Raw genomic sequence first — 26,797 nt, 5'->3', positions numbered from 1 at the left:
GCCGCACCGTGTCGAAGCCGCCGTTCACGCACCTGCACGTCCACACCCAGTACTCGCTGCTGGACGGTGCCGCGCGGCTGAAGGACATGTTCAACGCCTGCAACGAGATGGGCATGACGCACATCGCCATGTCCGACCACGGCAACCTGCACGGGGCGTACGACTTCTTCCACTCCGCGCAGAAGGCCGGGGTCACCCCGATCATCGGGATCGAGGCGTACGTCGCCCCGGAGTCCCGGCGCAACAAGCGCAAGATCCAGTGGGGCCAGCCGCACCAGAAGCGGGACGACGTCTCCGGCTCCGGCGGTTACACCCACAAGACGATGTGGGCGGTGAACAGCACCGGTCTGCACAACCTCTTCCGGCTCTCCTCCGACGCCTACGCCGAGGGCTGGCTGCAGAAGTGGCCCCGGATGGACAAGGAGACCATCGCCAAGTGGTCGGAGGGCATCGTCGCCTCCACCGGCTGCCCCTCCGGCGAGGTCCAGACCCGGCTGCGCCTCGGGCACTTCGACGAGGCCCTCAAGGCGGCCGCCGACTACCAGGACATCTTCGGCAAGGACCGGTACTTCCTGGAGCTGATGGACCACGGCATCGAGATCGAGCACCGGGTCCGCGAGGGCCTGCTGGAGATCGGCAAGAAGCTCGGCATCCCGCCCCTGGTCACCAACGACTCCCACTACACGTACGCGCACGAGGCGGCGGCGCACGACGCGCTGCTGTGCATCCAGACCGGCAAGAACCTCTCCGACCCGGACCGCTTCAAGTTCGACGGCACCGGCTACTACCTGAAGTCCACGGACGAGATGTACGCCATCGACTCCTCGGACGCCTGGCAGGAGGGCTGCGCCAACACCCGGCTGATCGCCGAGATGGTCGACACCACGGGCATGTTCCAGAAGCGCGACCTCATGCCCAAGTTCGACATCCCCGAGGGGTACACCGAGGTCAGCTGGTTCCGCGAGGAGACCATGCGGGGCATGCAGCGCCGCTTCCCGGACGGCATCCCGGACGACCGCATGAAGCAGGTCGAGTACGAGATGGACACCATCATCTCGATGGGCTTCCCGGGCTACTTCCTCGTGGTCGCCGACTTCATCATGTGGGCCAAGAAGCAGGGCATCGCGGTCGGCCCCGGCCGTGGCTCGGCGGCCGGCTCGATCGTGGCCTACGCCCTCGGCATCACCGACCTCGACCCCATCCCGCACGGCCTGATCTTCGAGCGGTTCCTCAACCCCGAGCGCATCTCCATGCCCGACGTCGACATCGACTTCGACGAGCGCCGGCGCGTCGAGGTGATCCGCTACGTGACCGAGAAGTACGGCGCCGACAAGGTCGCCATGATCGGCACGTACGGCACCATCAAGGCGAAGAACGCCATCAAGGACTCCGCGCGCGTGCTGGGCTACCCGTACGCGATGGGCGACCGTCTCACCAAGGCCATGCCCGCCGACGTCCTCGGCAAGGGCATCAACCTCGACGGCATCACCAACCCCGAGCACCCCCGTTACTCGGAGGCGGGCGAGATCCGGGCGATGTACGAGAACGAGCCGGACGTGAAGAAGGTCATCGACACGGCCAAGGGCGTCGAGGGCCTGGTGCGGCAGATGGGCGTGCACGCCGCCGGCGTGATCATGTCCAGCGAGACCATCACCGACCACGTCCCGGTCTGGGTCAGGCACACCGACGGCGTGACCATCACGCAGTGGGACTACCCGAGCTGTGAGTCGCTCGGCCTGCTGAAGATGGACTTCCTGGGCCTGCGCAACCTCACGATCATGGACGACGCCGTCAAGATGGTGAAGTCCAACAAGGGGATCGACATCGATCTCCTGAGCCTCCCGCTCGACGACCCCACGACCTTCGAACTGCTCCAGCGCGGCGACACGCTCGGCGTCTTCCAGTTCGACGGCGGTCCCATGCGCTCCCTGCTCCGGCTGATGAAGCCGGACAACTTCGAAGACATCTCCGCCGTCTCGGCCCTGTACCGCCCGGGCCCGATGGGCATGAACTCCCACACGAACTACGCGCTGCGCAAGAACGGCCAGCAGGAGATCACGCCCATCCACCCCGAGCTGGAGGCGCCGCTCAAGGAGGTCCTGGACGTCACCTACGGCCTGATCGTCTACCAGGAGCAGGTGCAGAAGGCCGCCCAGATCATCGCCGGCTACTCGCTCGGCGAGGCCGACATCCTCCGCCGTGTGATGGGCAAGAAGAAGCCCGAGGAGCTGGCGAAGAACTTCACCATCTTCCAGGCCGGCGCCCGCAGGAACGGCTACAGCGACGAGGCGATCCAGGCGCTGTGGGACGTGCTGGTGCCCTTCGCCGGCTACGCCTTCAACAAGGCGCACTCCGCCGCGTACGGACTGGTCTCCTACTGGACCGCCTACCTCAAGGCGAACCACCCCGCCGAGTACATGGCGGCGCTGCTCACCTCGGTGAAGGACGACAAGGACAAGTCCGCGGTCTACCTCAACGAGTGCCGCCGCATGGGCATCCGGGTGCTCCCGCCGAACGTGAACGAGTCCGAGTCCAACTTCGCCGCGCAGGGCGACGACGTGATCCTCTTCGGCCTCTCCGCGGTGCGCAACGTCGGCACCAACGTGGTGGAGTCGATCATCAAGTGCCGCAAGGCCAAGGGGAAGTACACGTCCTTCCCGGACTACCTCGACAAGGTCGACGCGGTCGTCTGCAACAAGCGCACCACCGAGTCGCTGATCAAGGCCGGCGCCTTCGACTCCCTCGGTCACACCCGCAAGGGCCTCACCGCGCAGTACGAGCCGATGATCGACAACGTGGTGGCGGTCAAGCGCAAGGAGGCCGAGGGACAGTTCGACCTCTTCGGCGGCATGGGCGAGGAGCAGAGCGACGAGCCCGGCTTCGGCCTGGACGTGCAGTTCACCGACGAGGAGTGGGACAAGACGTACCTGCTCGCGCAGGAGCGCGAGATGCTCGGCCTGTACGTCTCCGACCACCCGCTGTTCGGTCTGGAGCACGTGCTGTCCGACAAGGCAGACGCGGGCATCTCGCAGCTCACCGGCGGTGACTTCGGCGACGGCGCGGTGGTCACCATCGGCGGCATCATCTCCGGACTCCAGCGCAAGATGACCAAGCAGGGCAACGCCTGGGCGATCGCCACGGTGGAGGACCTCGCGGGCTCCATCGAGTGCATGTTCTTCCCGGCGACCTACCAGCTCGTCTCGACGCAACTGGTCGAGGACGCCGTGGTGTTCGTCAAGGGCCGGCTCGACAAGCGCGAGGACGTGCCCCGGCTGGTCGCCATGGAGCTGATGGTCCCCGACCTGTCCAACGCGGGCACCAACGCGCCCGTGGTGCTGACGATCCCGGCCACCCGCGTCACCCCGCCCCTGGTCAGCAGGCTCGGCGAGATCCTCACCCACCACAGGGGCGACAGCGAGGTCCGCATCAAGCTCCAGGGGCCGACCAGGACCACGGTGCTGCGGCTCGACCGGCACCGGGTCAAGCCCGACCCGGCCCTGTTCGGCGACCTGAAGGTGCTGCTCGGCCCGTCCTGCCTGGCCGGTTAGGCACCGGCCCCCGACGCGCCGGAGGGGCGCACCCGCGACGGGTGCGCCCCTCTTCCTGTACGGCCGGGCCGCAACGGCCCTTCGCACCGGTGTCAGTTGTGGCCGAAACGCTTCTGCCGGCCCTTGCCGTGGCCGACCTCGCCGGGCACCGCCTGCGTGGTGCGCTGCTCGTCCGGGGTCTCCATGGTGGCCGTCTGCGCGGCGCGCGGGGCGCGCTCGGCCTGGGGCTGCTTACGGTCACGGTTCTTGTTCTTGGCCATGGTGTTGCCTCCTGTGGGGACTAGGGGCCAGGGCCGGATTCAGATTCACACAAGCCGATAACCGTCGCATGTCGGACAATTACCGTCTGTGATGGGGTGGTCGGGGGAGGAAGTGTGGAAACGCCACGCCGAAGATCGAGTTCGGGCCGTTAACACCGGCGGGGTCGGGCAGACTCGAAGGAAGCCCGAAGCCAAACCTCCCGGAAAGAGGGTGGATCGCGTGGACCGCTGCATCGTCCTGGTGGACGCCGGGTATCTGCTGGGGGCCGCCGCGAGTCTCCTCGCCGGGGAGCCCTCGCGGTCCCGTATCACCGTGGACCACGCCGCCCTGATCCAGGGACTGCGTGACCGCGCCGAGAACGACACGCGCCAGCCCCTGCTGCGCATCTACTGGTTCGACGGCGCCCCCGACCGCGTACCGCAGCCCGAGCACCGCCGGCTGCGCGTGATGCCCCGGGTCACCGTCCGGCTGGGCGCGCTGACCCGCAGCGACGGACGCTGGGCGCAGAAGGGCGTGGACGCGGCGATGCACGCCGAGCTGACCGAGCTCGCCCGCAACCGCGCCTGCTCCGACATCGTCCTGGTCACCGGCGACGGCGACCTGCTGCCGGGCATGATGGCCGCCAAGGAGCACGGCGTCGCCGTCCACCTGTGGGCCGTGCAGGCCGCCGACGGCGACTACAACCAGTCCGAGGATCTGGTCGCCGAGGCCGACGAGCGCCGCGTCCTCGACCGGGCGTGGATCACCCAGGCCGTGCGCGCCAAGGAGATCAGCGGGGTGTGCGCGCCGCCGCCCGCGCCCCGGCCCGAGATTGCCGCGATCCTCTCCGCGCCGCTGCCCGACTCCGCCCTCGCCCCGGCCGCCGAGCGCGCCCCGGCCGAGCCGCGCCACCCGGCCGCCGCGCACAACGGGACCGTGGAGCGCGCGCCCGCCGCCAAGGGCGTCCCCACCCCGAAGGACCTGGCCGCGCTGCGCCATCCCGGCCTGCACCAGCCGCAGCAGCCCGCCTCCGCGACCCTGCGCTGGTCCTCCGACAAGGGCTGGGTGGACCGGCCGGTCGCCGAGCCGCCGGAGGCCGCGTCCATGCCGACGCTGGCCCAGCTCACCACGGCCGAGCAGCGCTGGGCCGACCGCGAGGAGGACATCACCACCGTCGGCGGCGACCCGTTCGAGGTGGGCCAGGTCTTCGCCCGCCGCTGGGTGGAGCGGCTCGGAGACCAGAGCCACGTCCGGAAGCTGTCCGCGATGTACCCGCGCATCCCGCACCGCATCGACGGCGAGCTGCTGCGCTACGCGGCGCGCTTCGGGCTGCTCGCCCACAAGGACGACCAGATCGACGAGCGCGACCGTTACGCCATCCGGGCGGGTTTCTGGCGCGAACTGGACACACGCACCGGCACGGAGCGCGCGTCCGCGGGGGAGTGAGGGGCGCGCCGGCTTCACAGCCGGGGGCGGTCATCGGGCGAGCGACCACGACGGACCCGCAGTGTCCGGCGGGCGGCTCTACTCACCCAGTTCGGTGAACAGCGTGAGCTGAAGCGCGCCCGGCGCCTCCAGGCGGGAGTTCAGCGAGTTCCACGGGGTGCGGGTCGGTCCGGCGACGACGTCCGCCCCGGCCGCGGCCAGCCTCTCCGTCGTCGCCGCCGAGTCGTCGACCTGGAAGGCGACCCGGACGTGCCCGGCCACCCGCCGTCCCACCTCGACGTCGTCGATGAACGCCGCGTGGTTCGGGTCGGTCAGCTCCAGCGTCGCCCGCCCCGCCTCCAGGATCGTCACCCGCCCGCCGTCCGACGCGAACGCGGCCCGCTCGGTCAGCCCCAGCACGTCCCGGTAGAACCGCAGCGCGGCGTCGTAGTCCTCGGCCGTCACCACCAGGCGCAGCTCCTTCACGGGGGACCCGTCGGTCATGGCAGCTCCGTCTCGTCGGAAGACCGTCCCGGTACGCGGACATGAACACGCTGTGCGACCGGTTGATTCCCGGGCGTCGGACGTCGATCCCTCCCCCGGTGTCCGGTGCGTCCCCCCGGGCGGGGCCGGGCGGAAGGGTGACCCGGGAGCGGAAGGACGGGGCTGACCCCGTAGGCTCGTCCCTTGTGAGTACGCGCGCGGCACAGGCACATCGGCACGGTGGTGACGTCGTGTGTGCGGTGCGCGGGCTGACCAAGACCTATCCGGCGGTGCGCGGACGGCGCGGGGCGCCGGCGACGCCCGAGGTGCGGGCCACCGACGACGTGGCGCTCGACATCGGACGCGGTGAGATCTTCGGCCTGCTCGGGCCGAACGGCGCCGGCAAGTCCACCCTCGTACGGCAGATGACCGGCCTCATGCGGCCCGACCGCGGCAGCGTCGAGATCCTCGGCCACGACATCGTCCGCCACCCCGAGCGGGCCTCCCGCATCCTCGCCTACCTCGGGCAGGAGTCCAGCGCCCTCGACGACCTGACCGTGTCCCTGGCCGCCGAGACCACCGGCCGGCTGCGCGGGCTCGCCGCCCGGCAGGCCCGTGCCGAACGGGACGACGTGCTCGACGAGCTGGGGCTCGGCGCCCTCGCCTCCCGCCCGCTGCGCAAGCTCTCCGGCGGCCAGCGCCGGCTCGCCTGCTTCGCCGCCGCGCTGGTGGGGGAGCGGCCGCTGCTCGTGCTCGACGAGCCCACCACCGGCATGGACCCCGTGGCCCGGCGCGCCGTGTGGTCCGCCGTCGACCGGCGGCGCGCGCAGCACGGCACCACGGTGCTGCTGGTCACCCACAACGTCATCGAGGCCGAGACCGTGCTCGACCGGGTCGCCGTGCTCGACCGCGGCCGGGTCATCGCCTGCGACACCCCGAGCGGCCTGAAGGAACAGGTCGCCGGGGAGGTCCGGGTCGAGCTGGTGTGGCGCGAGGCCGCGCCGCTGCACGTGCCCGAGGTGGCCGCGCTGCGTGACCGGGCCGTCGAGTCCGGCCGCCGCTGGACCCTGCGGCTGGCGCCCGAGGAGGCCCGCACCGTCGTCGCCACCGTCACCGGTGGCGCCGCCTTCGCGGCCCTCGACGACTTCACCCTGGCCACGCCCAGCCTGGAGGACGTGTACCTGGCGCTGGGCGGCGCGGTGCGGCAGGGACTGGTGAGGGCGTGAGCACACGGGCCGTGTCATCCGTACGGAACGGGGCGACCTCCGGAGCGGCTCCGGACGGACCTCCGAGCGAAGGGGAGCAGCACGACGTGAGTGTCGTACCCGCCGGCGCCCTGCCGGCCGGCGTCCTGACCGCGGAGGAGGCCGCCCCGCCGCGGCCCGCCGCGCTCGGCCCCCGCGCACGGCTGTGGCCGTCCCTGGCGGCCGTGTACCGGGCGCAGCTGTCCCGGGCCCGGGTGGCGCGGATCCCGCTGCTGTTCGTGGCGACCTTCCAGTCCGTCGGGATCATGATCCTGATGCGCGGGGTCGTCGACGGCGGCGGCGAGGCGCGGGCCGTGGTGGCCGGATCGTCGGTGCTGGTCGTCGCCTTCGTCGCGCTCAACCTGCTCGCCCAGTACTTCGGCCAGCTCCGCGCCAGCGGCGGACTCGACCACTACGCCACCCTCCCCGTGCCGCCCGCGGCCGTGGTGCTGGGCGCGGCCGGCGCCTACGCGTCGTTCACCGTCCCCGGCACCGTCGTGACCGCCGTCGTCGGATGCGCCCTCTTCGGGCTGCCGCTCGCCCACCTGTGGGTCCTGGCCGCGGTGATCCCCCTCGCGGGCGCCGCCCTCGCCGGGCTCGGCGCGGCCCTCGGACTGCTCGCGCCCCGGCCCGAACTGGCCACCCTCCTCGGCCAGCTCGGCATGTCGGCGGCCCTGCTGCTCGGCGTGCTGCCGCCGGAGCGGATGCCGGAGGCGGTCCGTCTCGCCCGTGACCTGCTGCCGTCGACGTACGGTGTCGAGGCCTTCGCGCGGACCTTCGTCCCGCACCCCGACTGGGCCCATGTCCTCGGCGATCTCGCCGTGTGCGGTTTGGTCGGGGTGATCTCGCTGGCCGTGGCGACCTGGGCGTACCGCAGGGCCGCCGTCCGGTGACGCGGCCCACAGCCACGCCTGGCACGATGGCAGGGTGAGCGCACCTCTGACACCCCCGCCACCGCACGACCCCTCCGCGCACGACCCGTGGCAGCCGCCGTCGGGCGCCCCCGCCGGCGGCGCGCACCGCTACGAGGGGAAGCCCGGCCACGCCGCGTACCCGCGGCACGGCTGGTGGCACGACGAGGACGGCCCGGGGATGGCCAAGGAGATCCGTGAGGCGGCCGTGGTGACCGTGGCGGTGGCTCTCGGCGGGGTGCTGCTCGGGGTGCTGTGGTGGTGGCTGGCGCCGCGCGTGCCGCTGGTGGGGGACGCCTCCGGCGACGCCTGGGTGGTCTACCTCAAGGACTCCGAGGGCGAGCAGAGCATCGGGGTGGACGGCACGTTCACGCTCATCGCCCTGGCCTGCGGCGCGCTGAGCGCCCTGGCGGTCTTCCTGGCGCGGCGGCGCGGCGGCGTCCCGCTGGTGGTGGCGCTGGCGGTCGGCGGGCTGCTCGGGTCGGTGCTGGCCTGGCGGCTCGGGGTGTGGCTCGGCCCCTCGCAGGACGTGATCGCGCAGGCGAAGAGCGTGGGGAAGGGCGTCACCTTCGACGCGCCGCTGAAGCTGAACGCGAAGGGCGCGCTGCTGGCGTGGCCGTTCGCGGCGCTGGTGTTCCACCTGGGCCTGACGGGGCTGTTCGGTCCGCGCGACCCGGAGGAGTGGCCGCCGCCGGGCGCACAGCAGCACCGCTGAGAACGCCGGGCGCCGCACGCGCCGCCCGGCACCACGCCTCCCCTCAGGCGGGCCGCCGCCCGTGGTTGGCCCGCCTCTTCCTGATCCGCCATCTGCGCTTGCGCGTCCGCTTCGACATGCCTTCCGTACATAGCCGAGGGCGGGGGAGCCGTCGAGGTGCGGAACAGGCCGCGCCGGGGCGGCCTGGCTAGACCCGGCCGATCGGGGCCAGGACCGCCGACGTCAGCCGAGCCAGGTCCGTGGGGGCGAGTTCCACCTCCAGGCCGCGGCGGCCCGCCGAGACGCAGATCGTCCCGTGGCGGGTCGCCGACGCGTCCAGCACCGTCGGCAGCTTCTTGCGCTGGCCCAGCGGCGAGATGCCGCCCCGCACGTACCCCGTGGTGCGCTCCGCCAGCGCGGGGTCGGCCATCGACGCCCGCTTGCCGCCGGCCGCCGAGGCGAGCGCCTTGAGGTCGAGCTGGCCCGCGACCGGCACCACCGCCACGGTCAGGGCGCCGTCGACGTCCGCCACCAGCGTCTTGAAGACCCGGTCGGGGGAGACGCCCATCGCCTCGGCCGCCTCCTCGCCGTAGCTCGGGTGGGAGGGGTCGTGGTCGTAGGAGTGCACCGTGAACGGCACCCCGGCCGCGGTGAGCGCCACCGTGGCGGGCGTGCCGTTGGACTGCTGCTTCTTGGACTTCTTGGCCATGCCGGTCGCCGCTCCGCAAGCGTCGGTACGCGTGGGGCACGCGTCAGTTGAGACTGGTCGGCGCCCGCGTCAGCTCCGACGCGGGCAACGACGGAAGACTACGGATGATCGCCGTCTCCGTGCGCAGGAGTTTCAGTTCGTCCCGCAGCCGGGACGCGGTGTCCGGCGCCTGGAGCAGCCGCTGCCGCGCCGGCGTGTCCAGCATCATCGCGGCGGCGACCAGGTACGACACCACGCTGGGCTCGTCCGGCAGCTCCGTGTCCGAGGTCAGCGACCGCTCCCGCGCCCCCGCCAGCCGCTTCTGGTACTGCCGGAACGCCCGCAGCACGCCCTCCGCGAGCGTCCCCGCCTCCTCGCCCGGTTCCTCCTCCAGCCGCTCCAGTTCGGCCGTGAGGAAGGGTCCTGAGGCGTCCACCGATAGCAGCCGCACCCGGGTCGTGCCGGTCGCCAGCACCTCGAAGCTGCCGTCGGGCCGCTCCCGGACCGTCGCCGCGTCGGCGACGCACCCCACCTTGTGGAAGGCGCGCAGCGGGTCCGCGCCGAAGCCGGCCGCCGGGCCCCGCTCGGGCACGGCCGTGGGGTCGGGCAGCCCGGGGGCGCTCGGCGCCACCTCGTGGCCGTCCCGGATCGCCACCACGGCGAACTGCCGTGGCTCGTCCTCCGGGGTCTTCAACAGCTCGCGCATCATGGCGCGATAACGCTCCTCGAAGACGTTGAGCGGGAGCACGAGCCCCGGGAACAGCACCGTGTTCAGGGGGAAGAGCGGAAGCCGGACGGTGGTCACGACGCTAGAGCCTAATGGCCGCCGGGCTCCGGGCGTCGGCGCCGTTCGCTCCCCGGACTCCCGGACAGGGCGGCGGAGGCGTCCGTTCCGGCCGTTTCGGCGCCCGACGCGACCGCCCGCAGCACCTCCTGACGGACCTCCAGGAACCGCCCGAGCGGATCGTCGGCGTCCCGGTCCCAGGGGAACGAGGCGGCGTACGGGCCGGTCAGCCGGAACTGCTCCAGCGCGTCCTGCCGGCGACCGAGCCGGACCAGGACGTACGCGAGGAGGTTGCGCAGCTCGGCCGGCCAGGGCTGGGCCGACGGCAGCCGCGCGGACAGGGCGACCGCCCGGTCGGCGGCCGCGTCCAGCCGCCCCCGCTCGACCGCCGGGCCGCAGCCGTCGGTGAGGTAGCCGAACGCCGCCCGCAGCGGCAGCGCCTGGGTGAGCGAGCCCTCCGGCGCGTCCTGCGCGGCCGTGTCGGCGAAGTCGAAGCACTCGCGGTGCGAGCCGTGCCAGGAGGACGCCAGGTAGCGCAGGGCGGCCACATGGCAGCCGTGATGGTGCGGGGCGCGGCGCACCGCCGCCTCCCACAGCTCCTCGAAGTACGTGTGGCCGGCCCGCGCGCCGCGCGCGTGGTCCAGGGCCAGCCGCCAGGGCACGGGGTCGCGGTGGTCGGCGCGGGCGGCCGCGGTGATCAGCGGGCTCACCTCCCGCAGCAGTTCGGCGCGGGCGGGCGAGTCCCACACCCGGTCCACCGCCCGCTGGGCGTCCACCAGCAGCGCGTCCGCGTCACGTGGGGCGCGGGCCCGCCAGACGTCCAGCCACTCGGGCCGCGCCCGCGCGAAGGCGGCGAGCCGGCGCACATAGCGGTCGCGGTGCTCCCACGCGGCCTGACGGCGGGTGGCGAGGAGCAGGTCGGCCGCCGGCGCGGGGTCGCCCGCGGCGGCTCCGAGCAGCGCCCGGCCGAGGGCGTCGTCCGGCACGTCGAGGAGCACCTCGTCGTCGGCGGGCAGCGCGACCGGAGCGAGGGGCGACGGGGTGCCCGTCCGCTTTCCTCGCACCCGGGACGTGCGGGTGAACGCGTGCAGCAGAGCCATGGTGTCGACCATTGAAAGACCGCAGGTCACGGGCGCGCCAGAGTCCACGCGGAACTTGTGGAAAGTTGTACCGGGGTCGGTCAAGGGCCGGTAAAAACGGTGGGCTCCTCGGGGCGCGCGGGTTGTTGTGCGCCACCCCTGTCACACGCGTGCCCCGGAGGGGCGCCGACCTCACGTGCGTCGCAGGGTGCGGGTCGCGCCCGCGGCCACCGTCGTCGCCAGGATCCAGCCCAGGAGGATGAACGCCGTCGACAGCCACTGCCAGCCGCCGCGCAGCTGCCAGAAGCCTACCTGGCCCAGGTCGATCACCGGGAGCAGCAGGTCCAGCGCGAACAGCGCCGGGTTCCAGTCCGGGTGCTCGCCCGCCTTCAGCGGCGGATGGTCGGCCCGCGCGAAGGCCACCGAACCGGCCGCCCACAGCACCGCCATCCACACCGCCGCCCGGCCGGGGCGGTACCCGTAGGCGACCGTCCAGTCCTGCGCGTAGCCCCAGAGCTTCGCGGCGAGCGGCAGGCTCTCGCGGCGCCGCCGCTGCTTGGCCAGCAGCACCTCCCGGGCGTCCTCGTCCGCCCCGCTCTCCCGCAGCACGGCCGCCAGCCGCTCGTACGGCTCCGGCGTGTACTCGGCGCTGGCCGCGTCCACCCAGCGCAGCCGCAGCGTCAGCGGGAACGGGCCGCGCGGCACCAGGTTCTCGTAGGCGAAGCCGCCCATGTGCAGCCGGCCCGGGCCCGGCCAGCTGTCCGCCCGGTCCATCAGGTTCACCACCCGCGCCCCCGACAGCACCACCCGCCCGCGCGCCGGCCGCTGCCCGAGGAACCGCAGCTCCGGCGTCTGCACCCGTCGCAGCGACAGCTCCTGCTCGTCGGTGAAGGTGAGCACGGCCCCTTCGAAGTCGACCGCGTCCCCGAACCGCCCGTCGTCCAGCCGGACACCGCCCTCGCACTCGAACCGCTGGATGCGCGTGCCCTGCGCGGGCGTCATGCCGCTGCGGGCGTGCGCCCCCACCCCGGCCGGGGTGAGGTACAGCGAGCGCTCCACGGTCAGCTGCGGCGCGTTCAGGGCGAGCCGGGCGTGCGGGTTGACCAGCCGGGCGCCGCGCAGGCTCAGCGACACGCCGACGGTGGCGCCGCGCAGGCTCAGCTCGCCGTACGACTCCAGCATCTCCGCCTGGAGGTCCTGGCCGACGTTCATCCCGTCCGCGGCGATGGAGCGGCCGCTGCGGTCGCGGTGCACGACCGCCTGGTTGAGCAGCAGGTCCGTGCCGATCCGGGCGTCGGTGAGGCGTATGCCGCCGAGGAAGCGGCAGCGCGGCAGATGCAGATCGCCCTCGGTGCTCAGCCGGGCGGCCTCCAGCCGGGGTATGGAGCAGTCCACCAGCCGCAGCGTGGTGAACCGCGCCTCCGGCAGCAGCACGTCCCGCTCGAAACGGCAGCCGTGCATCTCCACGTACGGCTCGACCGTGCCCCCGGCCAGGTCCAGCGGGCCGCTGATCCGCACCCCGACCAGCTTCAGCGAGGAGACGCGGCCGGCCAGCGGGGGCGGGCCGTCCAGCAGCAGCCAGCAGACCACCCGGGCCCGCACCGTGCGCTCGGGTCCCCAGGGGTGTCCTCCGTGCGGATCGTCGACCACCGTGTCGCCGCAGCTCAGGTCGTACACGCTGCCGTTGCGGAAGGCCTGCCACATCCCCGCCTCCGCGGCGGTCAGGTCCTCCGGCGGCTCGCCGTCGTGCGGTCCCGCCCCTTCGGCCACGGAACTCCCCTCCTCCCCGTTACTCACCGGTTCATCGCGTCGTACAGCCGTTCATGCCCGGTACGGTGAGGTGTTGAACACGGAAAGTGAAGAGGATCTCGAAAACGAGCGCGGACCGTCACGACGAGCGTGATGTATCAGCCACTGGAACGGGCGGACGTCCTCCGGGGCGGGTCTGAGAGAATTGAGCACGTGATCTCGCGAATCGACCTGCGCGGCGACGCCCTCCCCGAGGGCCCCGCCCTGCGTGACCTGCTGCCCCGTGCCGACTTCGACGTCGCGGCCGCCCTGGAGAAGGTGCGGCCCATCTGCGAGGACGTGCATCATCGCGGCGACGCGGCGCTGATCGACTTCGCCGAGCGCTTCGACGGCGTGCGGCTCGACCAGGTCCGGGTGCCCGCCGCCGCGCTGGAGCGCGCGCTGGAGGAGCTCGACCCGGCCGTGCGCGCCGCCCTGGAGGAGTCGGTCCGCCGGGCCCGCCTGGTCCACCGCGCGCAGCGCCGCACCACCCACACCACCCAGGTCGTGCCGGGCGGCACGGTCACCGAGAAGTGGGTGCCGGTCGACCGCGTCGGCCTCTACGCGCCGGGCGGCCGGGCCGTCTACCCCTCCTCCGTGATCATGAACGTGGTGCCCGCCCAGGAGGCCGGCGTCCCGTCCCTCGCGCTCGCCTCCCCGGCCCAGGCCGACTTCGGCGGGCTGCCGCACCCGACGATCCTCGCCGCGTGCGCCCTGCTCGGCGTCGACGAGGTGTACGCGGCCGGCGGCGCCACCGCCGTCGCGATGTTCGCGTACGGCACCGAGTCCTGCCCGCCCGCGAACATGGTGACCGGCCCCGGCAACATCTGGGTCGCCGCAGCCAAGCGCTACTTCACCGGGAAGATCGGCATCGACGCCGAGGCCGGCCCGACCGAGATCGCGATCCTCGCGGACTCCACGGCCGACCCGGTCCACGTCGCGTCCGACCTGATCAGCCAGGCCGAGCACGACCCGCTGGCCGCCGCCGTCCTGGTCACCGACTCCACGGACCTCGCGGACGCGGTGGTCAAGGAGCTGGAGCCCCAGGTCAAGGCCAGCAAGCACGTCGACGACCGGATCGCGCCCGCCCTGAGCGGCAAGCAGTCCGCGATCGTGCTCGTCGACGGTGTCGAGGAGGGCCTGCGGGTCGTCGACGCCTACGGCGCCGAGCACCTGGAGATCCAGACCGCCGACGCCGCCGCGGTCGCCGACCGGGTGCGCAACGCCGGCGCGATCTTCATCGGCCCCTGGTCCCCGGTCTCCCTCGGCGACTACGCGGCCGGCTCCAACCACGTGCTGCCCACCGGCGGCTGCGCCTGCCACTCCTCGGGCCTGTCCGTGCAGTCCTTCCTGCGCGGCATCCACGTCGTCGACTACACGGAGGACGCCCTCGCCGAGGTCGCGCACCACGTGGTCACGCTGGCGGAGGCGGAGGACCTGCCCGCGCACGGCGCGGCGATCAAGGCCAGGTTCGGCTGGAAGGTGCCCGAGACCAAGTGAGCGACGTGAGCATCGACGATCTCCCCGTACGGGACGAGCTGCGCGGCAAGTCCCCCTACGGCGCGCCCCAGCTGGACGTCCCCGTACGGCTCAACACCAACGAGAACCCCTACCCGCTGCCCGAGCCGCTGGTCGAGCGGATCGCCGAGCGGGTCCGCGAGGCCGCCCGGCACCTCAACCGCTACCCCGACCGGGACGCGGTCGAGCTGCGCACCAGGCTGGCCGAGTACCTGACGAAGACCGCGGGCCACCCGGTCGCCCTGGAGAACGTCTGGGCGGCCAACGGCTCCAACGAGGTCATCCAGCAGCTGCTGCAGACCTTCGGCGGACCCGGCCGCACCGCGCTCGGCTTCGAGCCGTCGTACTCGATGCACGCGCTGATCGCGCGCGGCACCGGCACCGGCTGGATCTCCGGCCCGCGACGTGAGGACTTCACCCTCGACCTGCCCGCGGCCGAGAAGGCGATCGCCGGGCACCGGCCCGACGTCGTCTTCGTCACCACGCCCAACAACCCCACCGGCAACGCGGTCCCCGCCGACACGGTGCGCGCGCTGTACGACGCCGCGCAGGCCGCCCGGCCGTCGATCGTGGTCGTCGACGAGGCGTACGTGGAGTTCAGCCACGGCGACTCGCTGCTGCCGCTGCTCGACGGACGCCCCCACCTGGTGATCTCCCGCACCATGTCCAAGGCGTTCGGCGCGGCCGGACTGCGCCTCGGCTACCTCGCCGCGCACCCCGCGGTCGTCGACGCCGTCCAGCTGGTGCGGCTGCCGTACCACCTGTCGGCGATCACCCAGGCGACCGCGCTGGCCGCGCTGGAGCACACCGGCACCCTGCTCGGCTACGTCGAGCAGCTGAAGGCGGAGCGGGACCGGCTGGTCGCCGAACTGCGCTCCCTGGGTTACGAGGTGACCGACTCCGACGCCAACTTCGTCCAGTTCGGCCGCTTCCAGGACTCCCACGCCGTATGGCGGCAGATCCTCGACCGGGGCGTCCTGGTCCGGGACAACGGCGTACCGGGATGGCTGCGGGTCACCGCGGGCACCCCGGCCGAGAACGACGCGTTCCTCGACGCGGTACGTGAGATCAAGAAGGAGCACAGCGCATGACCCGCGTAGGACGCGTGGAACGCACCACCAAGGAAACCTCCGTGCTCGTCGAGATCGACCTCGACGGCACCGGGAAGACCGAGATCTCCACCGGGGTCGGCTTCTACGACCACATGCTCGACCAGCTCGGCCGGCACGGTCTGTTCGACCTCACCGTGAAGACCGAGGGCGACCTGCACATCGACTCCCACCACACCATCGAGGACACCGCGCTCGCGCTCGGCGCCGCCTTCAAGCAGGCGCTCGGCGACAAGGTGGGCATCTACCGCTTCGGCAACTGCACGGTCCCGCTGGACGAGTCCCTCGCCCAGGTCACCGTCGACCTCTCCGGCCGCCCCTACCTCGTGCACACCGAGCCCGAGAACATGGCGCCGATGATCGGCGCGTACGACGTGACGATGACCCGGCACATCCTGGAGTCCTTCGTCGCCCAGGCGCAGATCGCGCTCCACGTGCACGTGCCCTACGGGCGCAACGCCCACCACATCGTGGAGTGCCAGTTCAAGGCCCTCGCCCGCGCCCTGCGCTACGCCTCCGAGCGTGACCCGCGCGCGGCCGGCATCCTGCCCTCCACGAAGGGCGCGCTGTGAACGGGCTGTCCACCGTCCTGATCGTCGTCGGCCTCTTCTTCGTCGGCGGGATCATCTCCTTCGTGAAGCAGAAGATGCCCACGAGCCTGATCACGCTGATGTCCGTCGGCGCCGCGCTGTGCATCGTCACGGGCCTGCTGCAAATGGAGGTGTGAGCCCTTGAGCACCACCAGGAAGGTCGTGGTCTTCGACTACGGCTTCGGCAACGTCCGCTCCGCCGAGCGCGCCCTCGCGCGCGCCGGGGCCGACGTCGAGATCACCCGCGACTTCGACACGGCGATGAACGCCGACGGGCTGCTGGTGCCCGGCGTCGGCGCCTTCGCCGCCTGCATGAAGGGCCTCAAGGAGGCCCGCGGCGACTGGATCGTCGACCGCCGCCTGGCCGGCGGCCGCCCGGTCATGGGCATCTGCGTCGGGATGCAGATCCTCTTCGCCCGGGGCGTCGAGCACGGCGTCGAGGCCGAGGGCCTCGACGAGTGGCCCGGCTCCGTCGAGCCGCTCCAGGCCGACGTCGTCCCTCACATGGGCTGGAACACCGTGGACGCCCCGGAGGGCTCCCGGCTGTTCGCCGGTCTGGACAAGGACGCGCGTTTCTACTTCGTGCACTCCTACGCCGTCCACGACTGGTCGCTCGAGACCACGAACCCGGCCATGGAGGCCCCGCTCGTCACCTGGACCACCCACGGCAAGCCCTTCGTGGCCGCCGTGGAGAACGGCTCCCTGTGGGCCACCCAGTTCCACCCCGAGAAGTCCGGCGACGCCGGCGCCCAGCTCCTCCACAACTGGATCGGAACCCTGTAGAGACATGGCCACGCTCGAACTCCTCCCCGCCGTCGACGTCCGCGACGGCCAGGCCGTCCGCCTCGTGCACGGCGAGTCCGGCACCGAGACCTCCTACGGCTCGCCCCTGGAGGCCGCGCTCGCCTGGCAGCGCTCCGGCGCCGAGTGGCTGCACCTGGTCGACCTGGACGCCGCGTTCGGCACCGGCGACAACCGCGAGCTGATCGCGGAGGTCACCAAGGCGATGGACATCAAGGTGGAGCTGTCCGGCGGCATCCGCGACGACGACACCCTCGCCGCCGCCCTCGCCACCGGCTGCACCCGGGTCAACCTCGGCACGGCCGCCCTGGAGACCCCCGAGTGGGTCGCCAAGGTCATCGCCGAGCACGGTGACAAGATCGCCGTCGGCCTCGACGTGCGCGGCACCACCCTGCGCGGCCGCGGCTGGACCCGCGACGGCGGCGACCTGTACGAGACGCTGGACCGTCTCAACAAGGAGGGCTGCGCCCGCTACGTCGTCACCGACATCGCCAAGGACGGCACCCTCCAGGGCCCCAACCTGGAGCTGCTGAAGAACGTGTGCGCCGCCACCGACCGCCCGGTCGTCGCCTCCGGCGGGGTGTCCTCGCTGGACGACCTGCGGGCGATCGCCGAGCTGGTCCCGCTGGGCGTCGAGGGCTCCATCGTCGGCAAGGCCCTGTACGCCAAGGCCTTCACCCTGGAAGAGGCCCTGGAGGCTGTGTCCCGATGACGTCGGAATCCGTGCGGCGCGTGCAGAGCGGGAACCCCTGGGAGGAGATCCTCGGCTCCGCGCGCGCCGTCGCGGCCGGCGACCTCGTCCTGGTCGCGGGCACCACCGCGTTCCGGGGCGACGTGCTGTACGGGGAGGGCGACCCGTACGAACAGGCCAAGGTGGCCTTCACCAGCGCGCTGGAGGCGATCGCGGAGTTCGGGCTCGACGCCGGGTCGGTGATCCGCACCCGCCTCCATCTCGCCCACGCGCGGGACGTGGACGCGGCCTGCCGCGCGCACAAGGAGCTGTTCGACGCGGTCCGTCCGGTCACCACGCTGCTGGTGGTCGAGGGCTTCGTCGACTCGCGCGTACTGGTCTCAGTGGAACTCGAAGCATTCAGAGGAGCCGTGGATTCATGACCCTGGCGGTCCGAGTCATCCCCTGCCTGGACGTGGACGGCGGCCGGGTCGTCAAGGGCGTCAACTTCCAGAACCTGCGCGACGCGGGCGACCCCGTCGAGATGGCCAAGGTGTACGACGCCGAAGGCGCCGACGAGCTGACGTTCCTCGACATCACCGCGTCCTCCGGCAACCGCGAGACCACCTACGACGTGGTCCGCCGCACCGCCGAGCAGGTGTTCATCCCGCTCACCGTGGGCGGCGGCGTGCGTACCGCCGAGGACGTCGACAAGCTGCTGCGGGCCGGCGCCGACAAGGTCGGCGTGAACACGGCCGCCATCGCCCGGCCCGACCTCATCCGTGAGATCGCCGAGCGGTTCGGCCGCCAGGTGCTCGTCCTCTCGGTCGACGCCCGGCGCGCCGAGGGCGGGACCTTCGAGGTCACCACGCACGGCGGCCGCCGCGGCACCGGCATCGACGCCGTCGAGTGGGCGCACCGCGCGGCGGAGCTGGGCGCGGGCGAGATCCTGCTGAACTCCATGGACGCCGACGGCACCAAGGACGGCTACGACCTGGAGATGATCGCCGCCGTGCGCAAGCACGTCACGGTCCCGGTGATCGCCTCCGGCGGCGCCGGCAAGCTCGCCGACTTCCCGCCCGCGGTCGCCGCCGGCGCGGACGCGGTGCTGGCCGCCTCGGTGTTCCACTTCGGCGACCTGCGCATCGGCGAGGTCAAGCAGACCCTCAAGGACGCCGGCCACCCGGTGCGGTGAGCCTCAGCCGAGCGGCTGCGTGAGCTGGATCAGATTGCCGACCGTGTCGTCCAGCAGCGCGGTCAGCACGGGGCCCTGCTTCTCCGGCTCCCGGACGAAGTGGACGCCCTCCCCGCGCAGCCGCTCGAACTCCGCGCGCAGGTCGTCCACCGAGAACACGATCGACGGCAGCCCCGCCTCCCGCACCGCGCGGCGGTAGGGCTCCGCGATCGGCCCGTCGCCCGGCTCCAGCAGCAGCTCCAGATCCGGCTGGGCGCCCTTCCGCGCGCCCACGGTGACGAACGGCGTGCCGCCGCCGGGGTCCACATGGGTGCGGGTCTCGAAACCGAGCACCCCGGTGTAGAAGGCGTGCGCCCTGGCCACGTCCTCCACGTACACACTCGTCATGGCGACCTTGATCACGAGCTGCGCCTTTCCGGAACGGATCAGATGCCGAGCTGTTTGGTGGCACGCAGCTCGGCGATCGCCTTCTCGTCGCCGTCCAGCTTCACCTTCGCGGCGCTCTGCCTGCCGTACGCGAACAACACCAGCTCGGACGGCTCCCCGGTCACCGTCACCACCGGCGCCCCGCGGCGCGCCACCGCGGTCTGTCCGTCCGGGCGGCGCAGCACCAGACCCGTCGGCACCCCGCGGCCCATCAGCCGGGCCGAACGCTCCAGGCGCGACCACAGGGCGTCCTGGAACACCGGGTCCAGCTCGCGCGGCGTCCAGTCCGGCTGCGCCCGGCGGACGTCCTCGGCGTGGACGTAGAACTCGATCACGTTCGACATCTCGTCGATCTGCTTGAGCGAGAAGGGGGAGAACCGCGGCGGGCCCGTGCGGATCAGCCCGATCAGCTCGTCGTACGGCTTCGCCAGGAACTCCGCCGTCACCCGCTCCAGACGCGACGCGAGCTGCTTCACCAGCATGCCGCCCGCCGCGTCCGGGCGGCGCTCGCGCACCACCACGTGCGCGGCCAGGTCCCGGGTCGTCCAGCCCTCGCAGAGGGTGGGGGCCTCGGGGCCCGCGGTCTCCAGCAGATCGGCCAGGAGGAGTCGTTCACGCTTGGCATGGGTCGACATGCCAGCCAGCCTACGGCGGGCCGTCATGTCCGGACAGTGGACGACCGCGCTGGAGGACCGAGGGCGCGCGGCAGAATGGACCCATGACCAGCACCCCCCGGCCCAGCGGCCTCGACCCGGAGATCGCCGCGCGTCTCAAGCGCACCCCGGACGGCCTCCTCCCCGCGATCGCCCAGCAGTACGACACCGGAGAGGTGCTGATGCTGGGCTGGATGGACGACGAGGCGCTGCACCGCACCCTCACCACCGGCCGCTGCACCTACTGGTCGCGCAGCCGCCAGGAGTACTGGGTCAAGGGCGACACCTCGGGCCACTTCCAGTGGGTGAAGTCGGTCGCGCTGGACTGCGACGCCGACACCGTGCTGGTGAAGGTCGACCAGGTGGGCGCCGCCTGCCACACCGGCGACCGCACCTGCTTCGACGCCGACGTGCTGCTGAAGGACGCCGGTACCGGCGTGCCCGCCGACGATCAGTAGGGTCTGCCGCCATGGACCTCGAGACGTTCCGCAAGCTCGCCACCGACCGCCGGGTCATCCCGGTCACCCGCAAGCTCCTCGCCGACGGCGACACCCCGGTCGCGCTCTACCGCAAGCTCGCCGCCGAGCGCCCCGGCACCTTCCTGCTGGAGTCGGCCGAGAACGGGCGCTCCTGGTCCCGCTACTCCTTCGTCGGCGTGCGCAGCGCCGCCACCCTCACCGAGCGCGACGGGCAGGCCCACTGGGAGGGCACCCCGCCCGTCGGCGTGCCCCTCGGCGGCGACCCGCTCGCCGCGCTGCGCGCCACCCTCCAGACCCTGCACACCCCGCGTGACCTCGCCCAGGACCTCGGCCTGCCGCCCTTCACCGGCGGCCTGGTCGGCTACCTCGGCTACGACATCGTGCGCCGCCTGGAGAAGATCGGCCCCGGCGAGCGGGACGACCTGCGACTCCCCGAGCTGACCATGCTGCTCACCAGCGACCTCGCCGTCATGGACCACTGGGAGGGCTCCGTCTGGCTGATCGCCAACGCGATCAACCACAACGACCTGGAGACCGGCGTCGACGAGGCCTACGCGGACGCCGTGGCCCGCCTGGACGCCATGGAGGCCGACCTCGCCCGCCCGGTCGCCCAGCCCCCGGCCGTGCTGCCGCCGTCCGAGCTGCCCGAGTACACCGCGCTGTGGGGCGGCCCCGACTTCCAGGCGGCCGTGGAGGACGTCAAGGAGCGCATCCGCGCCGGGGAGGCCTTCCAGGTCGTGCCCTCCCAGCGGTTCGAGACGCCCTGCACGGCGAGCGCCCTGGACGTCTACCGGGTGCTGCGCGCCACCAACCCGTCGCCGTACATGTACCTCTTCCGGTTCGACGGCTTCGACGTGGCCGGCTCGTCGCCCGAGGCGCTGGTGAAGGTCGAGGACGGGCAGGCGATGGTGCACCCCATCGCCGGCACCCGGCACCGCGGCGCCACCCCGCAGGAGGACCAGGCGCTCGCCGACGAGCTGCTCGCCGACCCCAAGGAGCGCGCCGAGCACCTGATGCTCGTCGACCTCGGCCGCAACGACCTCGGCCGGGTCTGCGAGCCCGGCTCCGTCGAGGTCGTCGACTTCATGTCCATCGAGCGCTACTCGCACGTGATGCACATCGTCTCCACCGTCACCGGACGGGTCGCCGCCGACCGCACCGCCTTCGACGTGCTCACCGCCTGCTTCCCGGCCGGCACCCTCTCCGGCGCGCCCAAGCCCCGCGCGATGCAGATCATCGACGAGCTCGAGCCCTCCCGGCGCGGTCTGTACGGCGGCTGCGTCGGCTACCTCGACTTCGCCGGGGACTCCGACACGGCCATCGCCATCCGCACCGCCCTGCTGCGCGACGGCACCGCGTACGTGCAGGCCGGAGCGGGGGTCGTGGCCGACTCCGACCCGGTCGCCGAGGACACCGAGTGCCGCAACAAGGCGGCCGCGGTGCTGCGCGCCGTCCACACCGCGAACCGCCTGGGTGACGGCTGACACAGCCCCCCGGATGCCGTGACACGCGGGGTCCGCGCCATAGTGGAGGGCGTGACTGCCGCACCCAGCCCCCGTCCCGAGCCCGCCGGCCCCTCCCGGGCCGGCCGTACGAGCCTCGCCGCCGCCCTGCTGAGCGGCGCCCTCGGCGCGGCCGTGGCCCTGCTCGCCACCCGGCAGGAGTGGTCGGAGGGCACCGCGACGGTGGCCGGCGGCGCGTTCCCGCTGACCGCCAAGGGCAGTGACGTCACCGGCGTGCCCGCCGCCCTGGCCGTCGTCGGGCTCGCCGCCCTCGTCGCCGTCTTCGCCGTGCGCCGCGCCGGACGGCTCGCCGTCGCCGCCGTGCTCGCCCTCTCCGGGGCCGGCACGGTCGCCGCCGCGCTGCTCGGCGCCTCGGACTCCACCGCCCTCGACGAGAAGGCCGCACAGGCCTCCGGCGACGCCTCCGCGACCGTCGGCGCCCTCTCCCACACCGCGTGGCCGTACGTCGCCGCCGTCGGCGGACTCCTGCTCCTGGTCGCCGGACTGCTCGCGCTGCGCTACGGACGCCTGTGGCCCGCCATGTCCGGCCGCTACGAGCGGAGCGGCGCCCCTCGTCCGCGCCGGGCGGCCGCTCCCGCCGACCCGGACCGCCCCGAGGAGCTCTGGAAGGCCCTCGACCGAGGTGAGGACCCCACCGGCGCCTGAGCCGGTCGACCCGCCCGCGGCCGACCCCGGCGCACGGCGGCCCGGCGTGTGCGGGACAATGGGGACGAGCGTCCCGCTCACCCACGCACACGGCAACGAGGAGCAAGCAATGGCGGGCAGCAGCCACGGTCACACCCCGGCCGCCTGGACCGGTGTCATCATCGCCTTCATCGGTTTCTGCGCCGCGGGCGCGTTCATGGTGATGGACCAGCCCGTGGGCTTCTGGGCCAGCATGGGCGTCGTCCTCCTCGGCGGCGTGGTCGGCGCCGTCATGCGCTCGATGGGGCTGGGCCAGCCGAAGAGCGACCACCCGGTGCACGCGACCGCCGGCGACCGCGAGCCGGCCCGCGCCCAGGGCTGAGCCCCGCGGACCACTCCGTACGGGGGCGGCGGCCGGCCGTGAGCCGGAGCCGCCCCCGCGGCGTGTCCGGGGGACAATGCCTCCTGTGAACGCCCCGAGCCCTCACGCGGTGCCCGGCCGGGCGGCCCGGCTGGCCGCCCCCGCCGGCCTGCTCGCCGCGGTGGCCGCGGCCTTCGCCTACGTCGCCGCCGTCGACCCCAACGAACCCGGGCACTACCCGGTCTGCCCGCTGCTGGGCCTCACCGGCCTGTACTGCCCCGGCTGCGGCGGACTGCGCAGCGCCCACGCCGTCGCCCACGGCGACCTGGCCGCCGCCCTCCAGGCCAACGCCCCCGCCGTCCTCGGCTACGCCGTCTTCGCCGTGCTGTGGACCGTCTGGGTGATCCGGGCGGCGCGCGGCCGGCCGCTGCGTCTCGACCCGCCGCCCGCGGTGCTGTGGACGGCGGGCGGGCTGCTGCTGGCCTTCACGGTGCTCAGGAACACGCCGTTCGGCGGCTGGCTGCATCCGTGAACGAGTGGTGATCGTCCAGGTACTGGACGTCGCGTCAGCCGGATGCGGGGCATCCGCCCTGCTCCGGATACCATCGCAGGAACCAGCCAAGCCCGACCGTCAGGAAGGGGGCCGCTCGCGTGAGTGTGCTCGACGAGATCATCGACGGAGTCCGTGCCGACCTCGCGGAGCGGCAGGCGCGCGTCAGCCTCGACGAGCTCAAGGAGCGCGCGGCCAAGGCCCCCGCCGCCAAGGACGGCGTGGCCGCCCTGCGCGGCGACGGCGTCAAGGTGATCTGCGAGGTCAAGCGCTCCAGCCCGTCCAAGGGCGCGCTCGCCGCGATCGCCGACCCGGCAGGCCTCGCCGCCGACTACGAGGCGGGCGGCGCCGCCGTCATCTCCGTCCTCACCGAGGAGCGCCGCTTCGGCGGTTCGCTGGCCGACCTGGAGGCCGTCCGCGCCCGGGTGGACATCCCCGTGCTGCGCAAGGACTTCATCGTCACGTCGTACCAGCTCTGGGAGGCCCGCGCGTACGGCGCCGACCTGGCGCTGCTGATCGTGGCCGCCCTGGAGCAGTCCGCCCTGGAGTCGCTGATCGAGCGCGCCGAGTCGATCGGCCTCACCCCGCTGGTCGAGGTGCACGACGAGGACGAGGTGGAGCGGGCGGTCGACGCCGGCGCCAAGGTCATCGGCGTCAACGCGCGCAACCTGAAGACCCTCGAGGTCGACCGCGGCACCTTCGAGCGGGTCGCCCCCGAGATCCCGGCGCATCTGGTGAAGGTCGCCGAGTCCGGCGTGCGCGGCCCGCACGACCTGATCGCCTACGCCAACGCCGGGGCGGACGCCGTCCTGGTCGGCGAGTCCCTGGTGACCGGCAAGGACCCGAAGACGGCGGTCGCCGACCTGGTGGCCGCGGGCGAGCACCCGGCCCTCCGGCACGGCCGCTGAGACCTCGCCAGGCTGATCCCCGATGACGCTCTCCCGACTCGCACGAGGCTGCCGGCCCCGCGGCTGCCGTGCCCCCGCCCGCCGGGTCCACGGCCGCAGGGTCCGCTATGTCATCGGCGACGAACCGGGCCAGGTGAACGGACGGCGATGGCAGCGCCCCGTCAGGGGCGCGGGGAACGGCGCGCTCAGCCACCACGGGCCCGCAGCGGCCTGACCACCCCCGCCCCGGACAGGGGCGCGGGGAACTGCGCGACAAGCCGCACCGAGCCCGCACGGGCCCGGACACCCCGCCCCCACGGCGCTCAGTGTCGTCAACACACTCACCGTGAGGTACACGCATGCCCAGCACCTTCTTCATCCCCGACCCGGAGGGCCACGTCCCCTCCGCGGAGGGCTACTTCGGCGCCTTCGGCGGCAAGTTCATCCCCGAGGCCCTGGTCGCCGCCGTGGACGAGGTCGCCGTCGAGTACGACAAGGCCAAGGCCGACCCCGAGTTCGCCCGTGAGCTCGACGACCTCCTGGCCCACTACACCGGCCGCCCCAGCGCCCTCACCGAGGTCCCCCGCTTCGCCGAGCACGCCGGCGGCGCCCGGATCTTCCTCAAGCGCGAGGACCTGAACCACACCGGCTCGCACAAGATCAACAACGTGCTCGGCCAGGCCCTGCTCACCAAGCGCATGGGCAAGACCCGCGTCATCGCCGAGACCGGCGCCGGACAGCACGGCGTCGCCACCGCCACCGCCTGCGCCCTGTTCGGCCTGGAGTGCACGATCTACATGGGCGAGATCGACACCCGGCGCCAGGCCCTGAACGTGGCCCGGATGCGGATGCTCGGCGCCGAGGTCGTGGCCGTGAAGTCGGGCAGCCGCACCCTCAAGGACGCCATCAACGAGGCGTTCCGCGACTGGGTCGCCAACGTCGACCGCACCCACTACCTGTTCGGCACCGTCGCCGGACCGCACCCCTTCCCCGCGATGGTCCGCGACTTCCACCGCGTCATCGGCGTCGAGGCCCGCCGCCAGCTCCTGGAGCGCGCCGGGCGCCTGCCCGACGCCGCGGTCGCCTGCGTCGGCGGCGGCTCCAACGCCATCGGCCTGTTCCACGCGTTCATCCCCGACGAGGGCGTCCGCCTGATCGGCTGCGAGCCCGCGGGACACGGCATCGAGACCGGCGAGCACGCCGCCACCCTCACCGCCGGCGAGCCCGGCATCCTGCACGGCTCCCGCTCCTACGTCCTCCAGGACGACGAGGGCCAGATCACCGAGCCGTACTCGATCTCCGCCGGCCTGGACTACCCCGGCATCGGCCCCGAGCACGCCTACCTCAAGGACAGCGGCCGCGGCGAGTACCGCGCGGTCACCGACGACGCCGCCATGCAGGCCCTGCGCCTGCTGTCGCGCAGCGAGGGCATCATCCCGGCCATCGAGTCCGCGCACGCCCTGGCCGGCGCCCTGGAGGTCGGCAAGGAGCTGGGCAAGGACGGGCTGATCGTCGTCAACCTGTCCGGGCGCGGCGACAAGGACATGGACACCGCGGCCCGCTACTTCGGGCTGTACGACACGGACGCCGAGGTCGAGGAGAACGCCTCCGGCACCGCCGAGATCGAGGGGGACGCCAAGTGAGCGGGAACGTGCGGCTGCTGAGCGACACCCTCGCCGCGGCGAAGCAGGAGGGCCGCTCCGCCCTGATCGCCTACCTCCCGGCCGGGTTCCCGACCGTGGACGGCGGAATCGAGGCGGTCAAGGCGGCGCTGGAGGGCGGCGCGGACGTCGTCGAGGTGGGGCTGCCGCACAGCGACCCCGTCCTGGACGGCCCGGTCATCCAGACCGCCGACGACATCGCCCTGCGCGGCGGGGTGCGCATCGCCGACGTGATGCGCACGGTGCGCGAGGCCCACGCGGCCACGGGCGCGCCGATCCTCGTCATGACGTACTGGAACCCGATCGACCGGTACGGCGTGGAGCGGTTCACCGCCGAGCTGGCGGAGGCCGGGGGCGCCGGGTGCATCCTGCCCGACCTGCCGGTCCAGGAGTCCGCGCTGTGGCGCGAGCACGCCGAGAAGCACGGGCTGGCCACGGTCTTCGTGGTCGCGCCCAGCAGCAAGGACGAGCGGCTCGCCGAGATCACCGCCGCCGGCAGCGGCTTCGTCTACGCCGCCTCGCTCATGGGCGTCACCGGCACGCGTGAGTCGGTCAGCTCGCAGGCCGAGGACCTGGTGCGGCGCACCCGCGCCACCACCGGCATCCCGGTCTGCGTCGGACTCGGCGTCTCCAGCCCGGCGCAGGCCGCGGAGGTCGCCCGGTTCGCCGACGGGGTGATCGTCGGCTCGGCCTTCGTCAAGCGGATGCTGGACGCGCCCGACGACGCCGCGGGCGTCGAGGCGGTCCGGACCCTCGCCGGTGAGCTGGCCAAGGGCGTGCGCGGCCAGCTGTGACGGCACCGGTCGGCCGTCCGCGGCCGGCCGTCGGGGTCCCTCGTACGGGTGGACCTGGGACCGGGGAGGCGC

The 26,797-nt window shown here is 72.9% G+C and carries 30 protein-coding genes; 22 read left to right on the top strand and 8 right to left on the bottom strand.

Translation table 11 applies throughout. The features are described 5' to 3' along the window. The first annotated feature begins 8 nt into the window (after positions 1-8). On the top strand, positions 9-3,548 hold the full coding sequence (dnaE, locus tag ACP7TJ_RS08030) for a DNA polymerase III subunit alpha (protein ID WP_093766630.1): 3,540 nt from the start codon (positions 9-11) through the stop codon (positions 3,546-3,548). Between the two features lie 92 nt (positions 3,549-3,640). Here dnaE and ACP7TJ_RS08025 read toward each other — a convergent pair whose 3' ends face one another. Then, complete coding sequence (locus tag ACP7TJ_RS08025) at positions 3,641-3,808, bottom strand: hypothetical protein (protein WP_093766631.1); 168 nt, start codon at positions 3,806-3,808, stop codon at positions 3,641-3,643. A 220-nt stretch (positions 3,809-4,028) separates the two neighbouring features. On the opposite strand from ACP7TJ_RS08025, the gene ACP7TJ_RS08020 reads away from it, so the two are divergent. Continuing rightward, positions 4,029-5,234 (top strand): NYN domain-containing protein, encoded by a 1,206-nt coding sequence (locus ACP7TJ_RS08020; protein ID WP_189911880.1) that lies wholly within the window; start codon positions 4,029-4,031, stop codon positions 5,232-5,234. A gap of 78 nt (positions 5,235-5,312) precedes the next feature. Here ACP7TJ_RS08020 and ACP7TJ_RS08015 read toward each other — a convergent pair whose 3' ends face one another. Next, on the bottom strand, positions 5,313-5,717 hold the full coding sequence (locus ACP7TJ_RS08015) for a VOC family protein (protein WP_093766633.1): 405 nt from the start codon (positions 5,715-5,717) through the stop codon (positions 5,313-5,315). A gap of 230 nt (positions 5,718-5,947) precedes the next feature. Here ACP7TJ_RS08015 and ACP7TJ_RS08010 point away from each other — a divergent pair, with 230 nt between their 5' ends. From ACP7TJ_RS08010 to ACP7TJ_RS08000, 3 genes are all read left to right on the top strand, one after another. Continuing rightward, positions 5,948-6,922 carry an ABC transporter ATP-binding protein gene (locus ACP7TJ_RS08010; protein WP_093766634.1) on the top strand — a complete coding sequence of 325 codons (975 nt, stop codon included), beginning with the start codon at positions 5,948-5,950 and terminating at the stop codon, positions 6,920-6,922. A gap of 86 nt (positions 6,923-7,008) precedes the next feature. Beyond that, positions 7,009-7,833 (top strand): ABC transporter permease, encoded by an 825-nt coding sequence (locus ACP7TJ_RS08005; protein WP_427762608.1) that lies wholly within the window; start codon positions 7,009-7,011, stop codon positions 7,831-7,833. A gap of 34 nt (positions 7,834-7,867) precedes the next feature. Further along, positions 7,868-8,566, top strand: a complete 699-nt coding sequence (locus tag ACP7TJ_RS08000) for an AAA family ATPase (protein ID WP_093766636.1) — start codon at positions 7,868-7,870, stop codon at positions 8,564-8,566. Positions 8,567-8,753: 187 nt separating this feature from the next. Here the strand turns inward: ACP7TJ_RS08000 and ybaK are convergent, their stop codons facing one another. The 4 genes from ybaK to ACP7TJ_RS07980 all read right to left on the bottom strand — a co-directional run bounded on the left by ybaK (position 8,754) and on the right by ACP7TJ_RS07980 (position 12,866). Beyond that, positions 8,754-9,254: a Cys-tRNA(Pro) deacylase gene (gene ybaK / locus ACP7TJ_RS07995; protein WP_167742797.1), complete on the bottom strand. Its 501-nt coding sequence runs from the start codon at positions 9,252-9,254 to the stop codon at positions 8,754-8,756. 43 nt (positions 9,255-9,297) lie between these two features. Then, positions 9,298-10,038: an LON peptidase substrate-binding domain-containing protein gene (locus ACP7TJ_RS07990; RefSeq protein WP_093766638.1), complete on the bottom strand. Its 741-nt coding sequence runs from the start codon at positions 10,036-10,038 to the stop codon at positions 9,298-9,300. 11 nt (positions 10,039-10,049) lie between these two features. Next, on the bottom strand, positions 10,050-11,129 hold the full coding sequence (locus tag ACP7TJ_RS07985; protein WP_367495977.1) for a hypothetical protein: 1,080 nt from the start codon (positions 11,127-11,129) through the stop codon (positions 10,050-10,052). A 159-nt stretch (positions 11,130-11,288) separates the two neighbouring features. Continuing rightward, the gene (locus ACP7TJ_RS07980; RefSeq protein ID WP_093766640.1) at positions 11,289-12,866 is read right to left on the bottom strand and encodes an oxidoreductase; all 1,578 of its coding nucleotides are present in this window, start codon (positions 12,864-12,866) and stop codon (positions 11,289-11,291) included. A gap of 192 nt (positions 12,867-13,058) precedes the next feature. On the opposite strand from ACP7TJ_RS07980, the gene hisD reads away from it, so the two are divergent. From hisD to hisF, 8 genes are read left to right on the top strand one after another with little or no spacing between them, the layout of a single operon-like run. Continuing rightward, on the top strand, positions 13,059-14,384 hold the full coding sequence (hisD, locus tag ACP7TJ_RS07975; RefSeq protein ID WP_167742793.1) for a histidinol dehydrogenase: 1,326 nt from the start codon (positions 13,059-13,061) through the stop codon (positions 14,382-14,384). Further along, on the top strand, positions 14,381-15,493 hold the full coding sequence (locus ACP7TJ_RS07970) for a histidinol-phosphate transaminase (RefSeq protein WP_266396300.1): 1,113 nt from the start codon (positions 14,381-14,383) through the stop codon (positions 15,491-15,493). Before hisD ends, ACP7TJ_RS07970 begins: the two co-directional genes overlap by 4 nt. After that, the gene (gene hisB, locus ACP7TJ_RS07965) at positions 15,490-16,083 is read left to right on the top strand and encodes an imidazoleglycerol-phosphate dehydratase HisB (RefSeq protein ID WP_048456852.1); all 594 of its coding nucleotides are present in this window, start codon (positions 15,490-15,492) and stop codon (positions 16,081-16,083) included. The genes ACP7TJ_RS07970 and hisB overlap by 4 nt, the downstream gene beginning before the upstream one ends. Beyond that, positions 16,080-16,238, top strand: a complete 159-nt coding sequence (locus tag ACP7TJ_RS07960; protein ID WP_033273033.1) for a hypothetical protein — start codon at positions 16,080-16,082, stop codon at positions 16,236-16,238. The genes hisB and ACP7TJ_RS07960 overlap by 4 nt, the downstream gene beginning before the upstream one ends. A gap of 4 nt (positions 16,239-16,242) precedes the next feature. Continuing rightward, entirely contained in the window at positions 16,243-16,884 is a 642-nt protein-coding gene (gene hisH / locus ACP7TJ_RS07955) for an imidazole glycerol phosphate synthase subunit HisH (protein ID WP_093766643.1), read from the top strand. A gap of 4 nt (positions 16,885-16,888) precedes the next feature. Further along, positions 16,889-17,614 (top strand): bifunctional 1-(5-phosphoribosyl)-5-((5-phosphoribosylamino)methylideneamino)imidazole-4-carboxamide isomerase/phosphoribosylanthranilate isomerase PriA, encoded by a 726-nt coding sequence (gene priA, locus ACP7TJ_RS07950; RefSeq protein WP_093766644.1) that lies wholly within the window; start codon positions 16,889-16,891, stop codon positions 17,612-17,614. Beyond that, complete coding sequence (locus ACP7TJ_RS07945; protein WP_093766645.1) at positions 17,611-18,015, top strand: Rid family hydrolase; 405 nt, start codon at positions 17,611-17,613, stop codon at positions 18,013-18,015. The genes priA and ACP7TJ_RS07945 overlap by 4 nt, the downstream gene beginning before the upstream one ends. Further along, complete coding sequence (gene hisF, locus ACP7TJ_RS07940; RefSeq protein ID WP_093766646.1) at positions 18,012-18,767, top strand: imidazole glycerol phosphate synthase subunit HisF; 756 nt, start codon at positions 18,012-18,014, stop codon at positions 18,765-18,767. Before ACP7TJ_RS07945 ends, hisF begins: the two co-directional genes overlap by 4 nt. A gap of 3 nt (positions 18,768-18,770) precedes the next feature. Here hisF and ACP7TJ_RS07935 read toward each other — a convergent pair whose 3' ends face one another. Both ACP7TJ_RS07935 and ACP7TJ_RS07930 read right to left on the bottom strand, forming a co-directional pair. After that, on the bottom strand, positions 18,771-19,169 hold the full coding sequence (locus ACP7TJ_RS07935) for a VOC family protein (RefSeq protein WP_427762603.1): 399 nt from the start codon (positions 19,167-19,169) through the stop codon (positions 18,771-18,773). Positions 19,170-19,192: 23 nt separating this feature from the next. Then, complete coding sequence (locus tag ACP7TJ_RS07930) at positions 19,193-19,828, bottom strand: TIGR03085 family metal-binding protein (RefSeq protein ID WP_427762601.1); 636 nt, start codon at positions 19,826-19,828, stop codon at positions 19,193-19,195. Positions 19,829-19,911: 83 nt separating this feature from the next. Between ACP7TJ_RS07930 and hisI the strand changes: the two genes are divergently transcribed. The 9 genes from hisI (at position 19,912) to trpA (ending at position 26,725) form a co-directional block, all read left to right on the top strand. Next, the gene (gene hisI, locus ACP7TJ_RS07925; protein WP_167742790.1) at positions 19,912-20,304 is read left to right on the top strand and encodes a phosphoribosyl-AMP cyclohydrolase; all 393 of its coding nucleotides are present in this window, start codon (positions 19,912-19,914) and stop codon (positions 20,302-20,304) included. 11 nt (positions 20,305-20,315) lie between these two features. Beyond that, complete coding sequence (locus tag ACP7TJ_RS07920) at positions 20,316-21,809, top strand: anthranilate synthase component I (RefSeq protein WP_167742789.1); 1,494 nt, start codon at positions 20,316-20,318, stop codon at positions 21,807-21,809. A gap of 42 nt (positions 21,810-21,851) precedes the next feature. Next, positions 21,852-22,493, top strand: a complete 642-nt coding sequence (locus ACP7TJ_RS07915; protein WP_367460005.1) for a TIGR02234 family membrane protein — start codon at positions 21,852-21,854, stop codon at positions 22,491-22,493. Between the two features lie 109 nt (positions 22,494-22,602). Next, the gene (locus tag ACP7TJ_RS07910; RefSeq protein WP_093766652.1) at positions 22,603-22,854 is read left to right on the top strand and encodes an HGxxPAAW family protein; all 252 of its coding nucleotides are present in this window, start codon (positions 22,603-22,605) and stop codon (positions 22,852-22,854) included. Between the two features lie 76 nt (positions 22,855-22,930). After that, positions 22,931-23,365, top strand: a complete 435-nt coding sequence (locus tag ACP7TJ_RS07905; RefSeq protein ID WP_176710791.1) for a DUF2752 domain-containing protein — start codon at positions 22,931-22,933, stop codon at positions 23,363-23,365. Between the two features lie 119 nt (positions 23,366-23,484). Next, the gene (trpC, locus tag ACP7TJ_RS07900; RefSeq protein ID WP_093766654.1) at positions 23,485-24,291 is read left to right on the top strand and encodes an indole-3-glycerol phosphate synthase TrpC; all 807 of its coding nucleotides are present in this window, start codon (positions 23,485-23,487) and stop codon (positions 24,289-24,291) included. A 22-nt stretch (positions 24,292-24,313) separates the two neighbouring features. After that, on the top strand, positions 24,314-24,505 hold the full coding sequence (trpM, locus tag ACP7TJ_RS07895) for a tryptophan biosynthesis modulator TrpM (RefSeq protein ID WP_093766655.1): 192 nt from the start codon (positions 24,314-24,316) through the stop codon (positions 24,503-24,505). Positions 24,506-24,629: 124 nt separating this feature from the next. Then, positions 24,630-25,913 carry a tryptophan synthase subunit beta gene (gene trpB, locus ACP7TJ_RS07890; RefSeq protein ID WP_167742787.1) on the top strand — a complete coding sequence of 428 codons (1,284 nt, stop codon included), beginning with the start codon at positions 24,630-24,632 and terminating at the stop codon, positions 25,911-25,913. Further along, on the top strand, positions 25,910-26,725 hold the full coding sequence (gene trpA, locus ACP7TJ_RS07885; protein WP_093766657.1) for a tryptophan synthase subunit alpha: 816 nt from the start codon (positions 25,910-25,912) through the stop codon (positions 26,723-26,725). The genes trpB and trpA overlap by 4 nt, the downstream gene beginning before the upstream one ends. The last annotated feature ends 72 nt before the right edge of the window (positions 26,726-26,797 follow it).

Source organism: Streptomyces sp. DSM 41931 (assembly GCF_050271085.1).
Taxonomy (GTDB): Bacteria; Actinomycetota; Actinomycetes; order Streptomycetales; family Streptomycetaceae; genus Streptomyces; species Streptomyces albogriseolus.
Note: the sequence above shows the minus strand (reverse complement) of the source record. Positions and strands in the feature narration are given on the sequence as shown.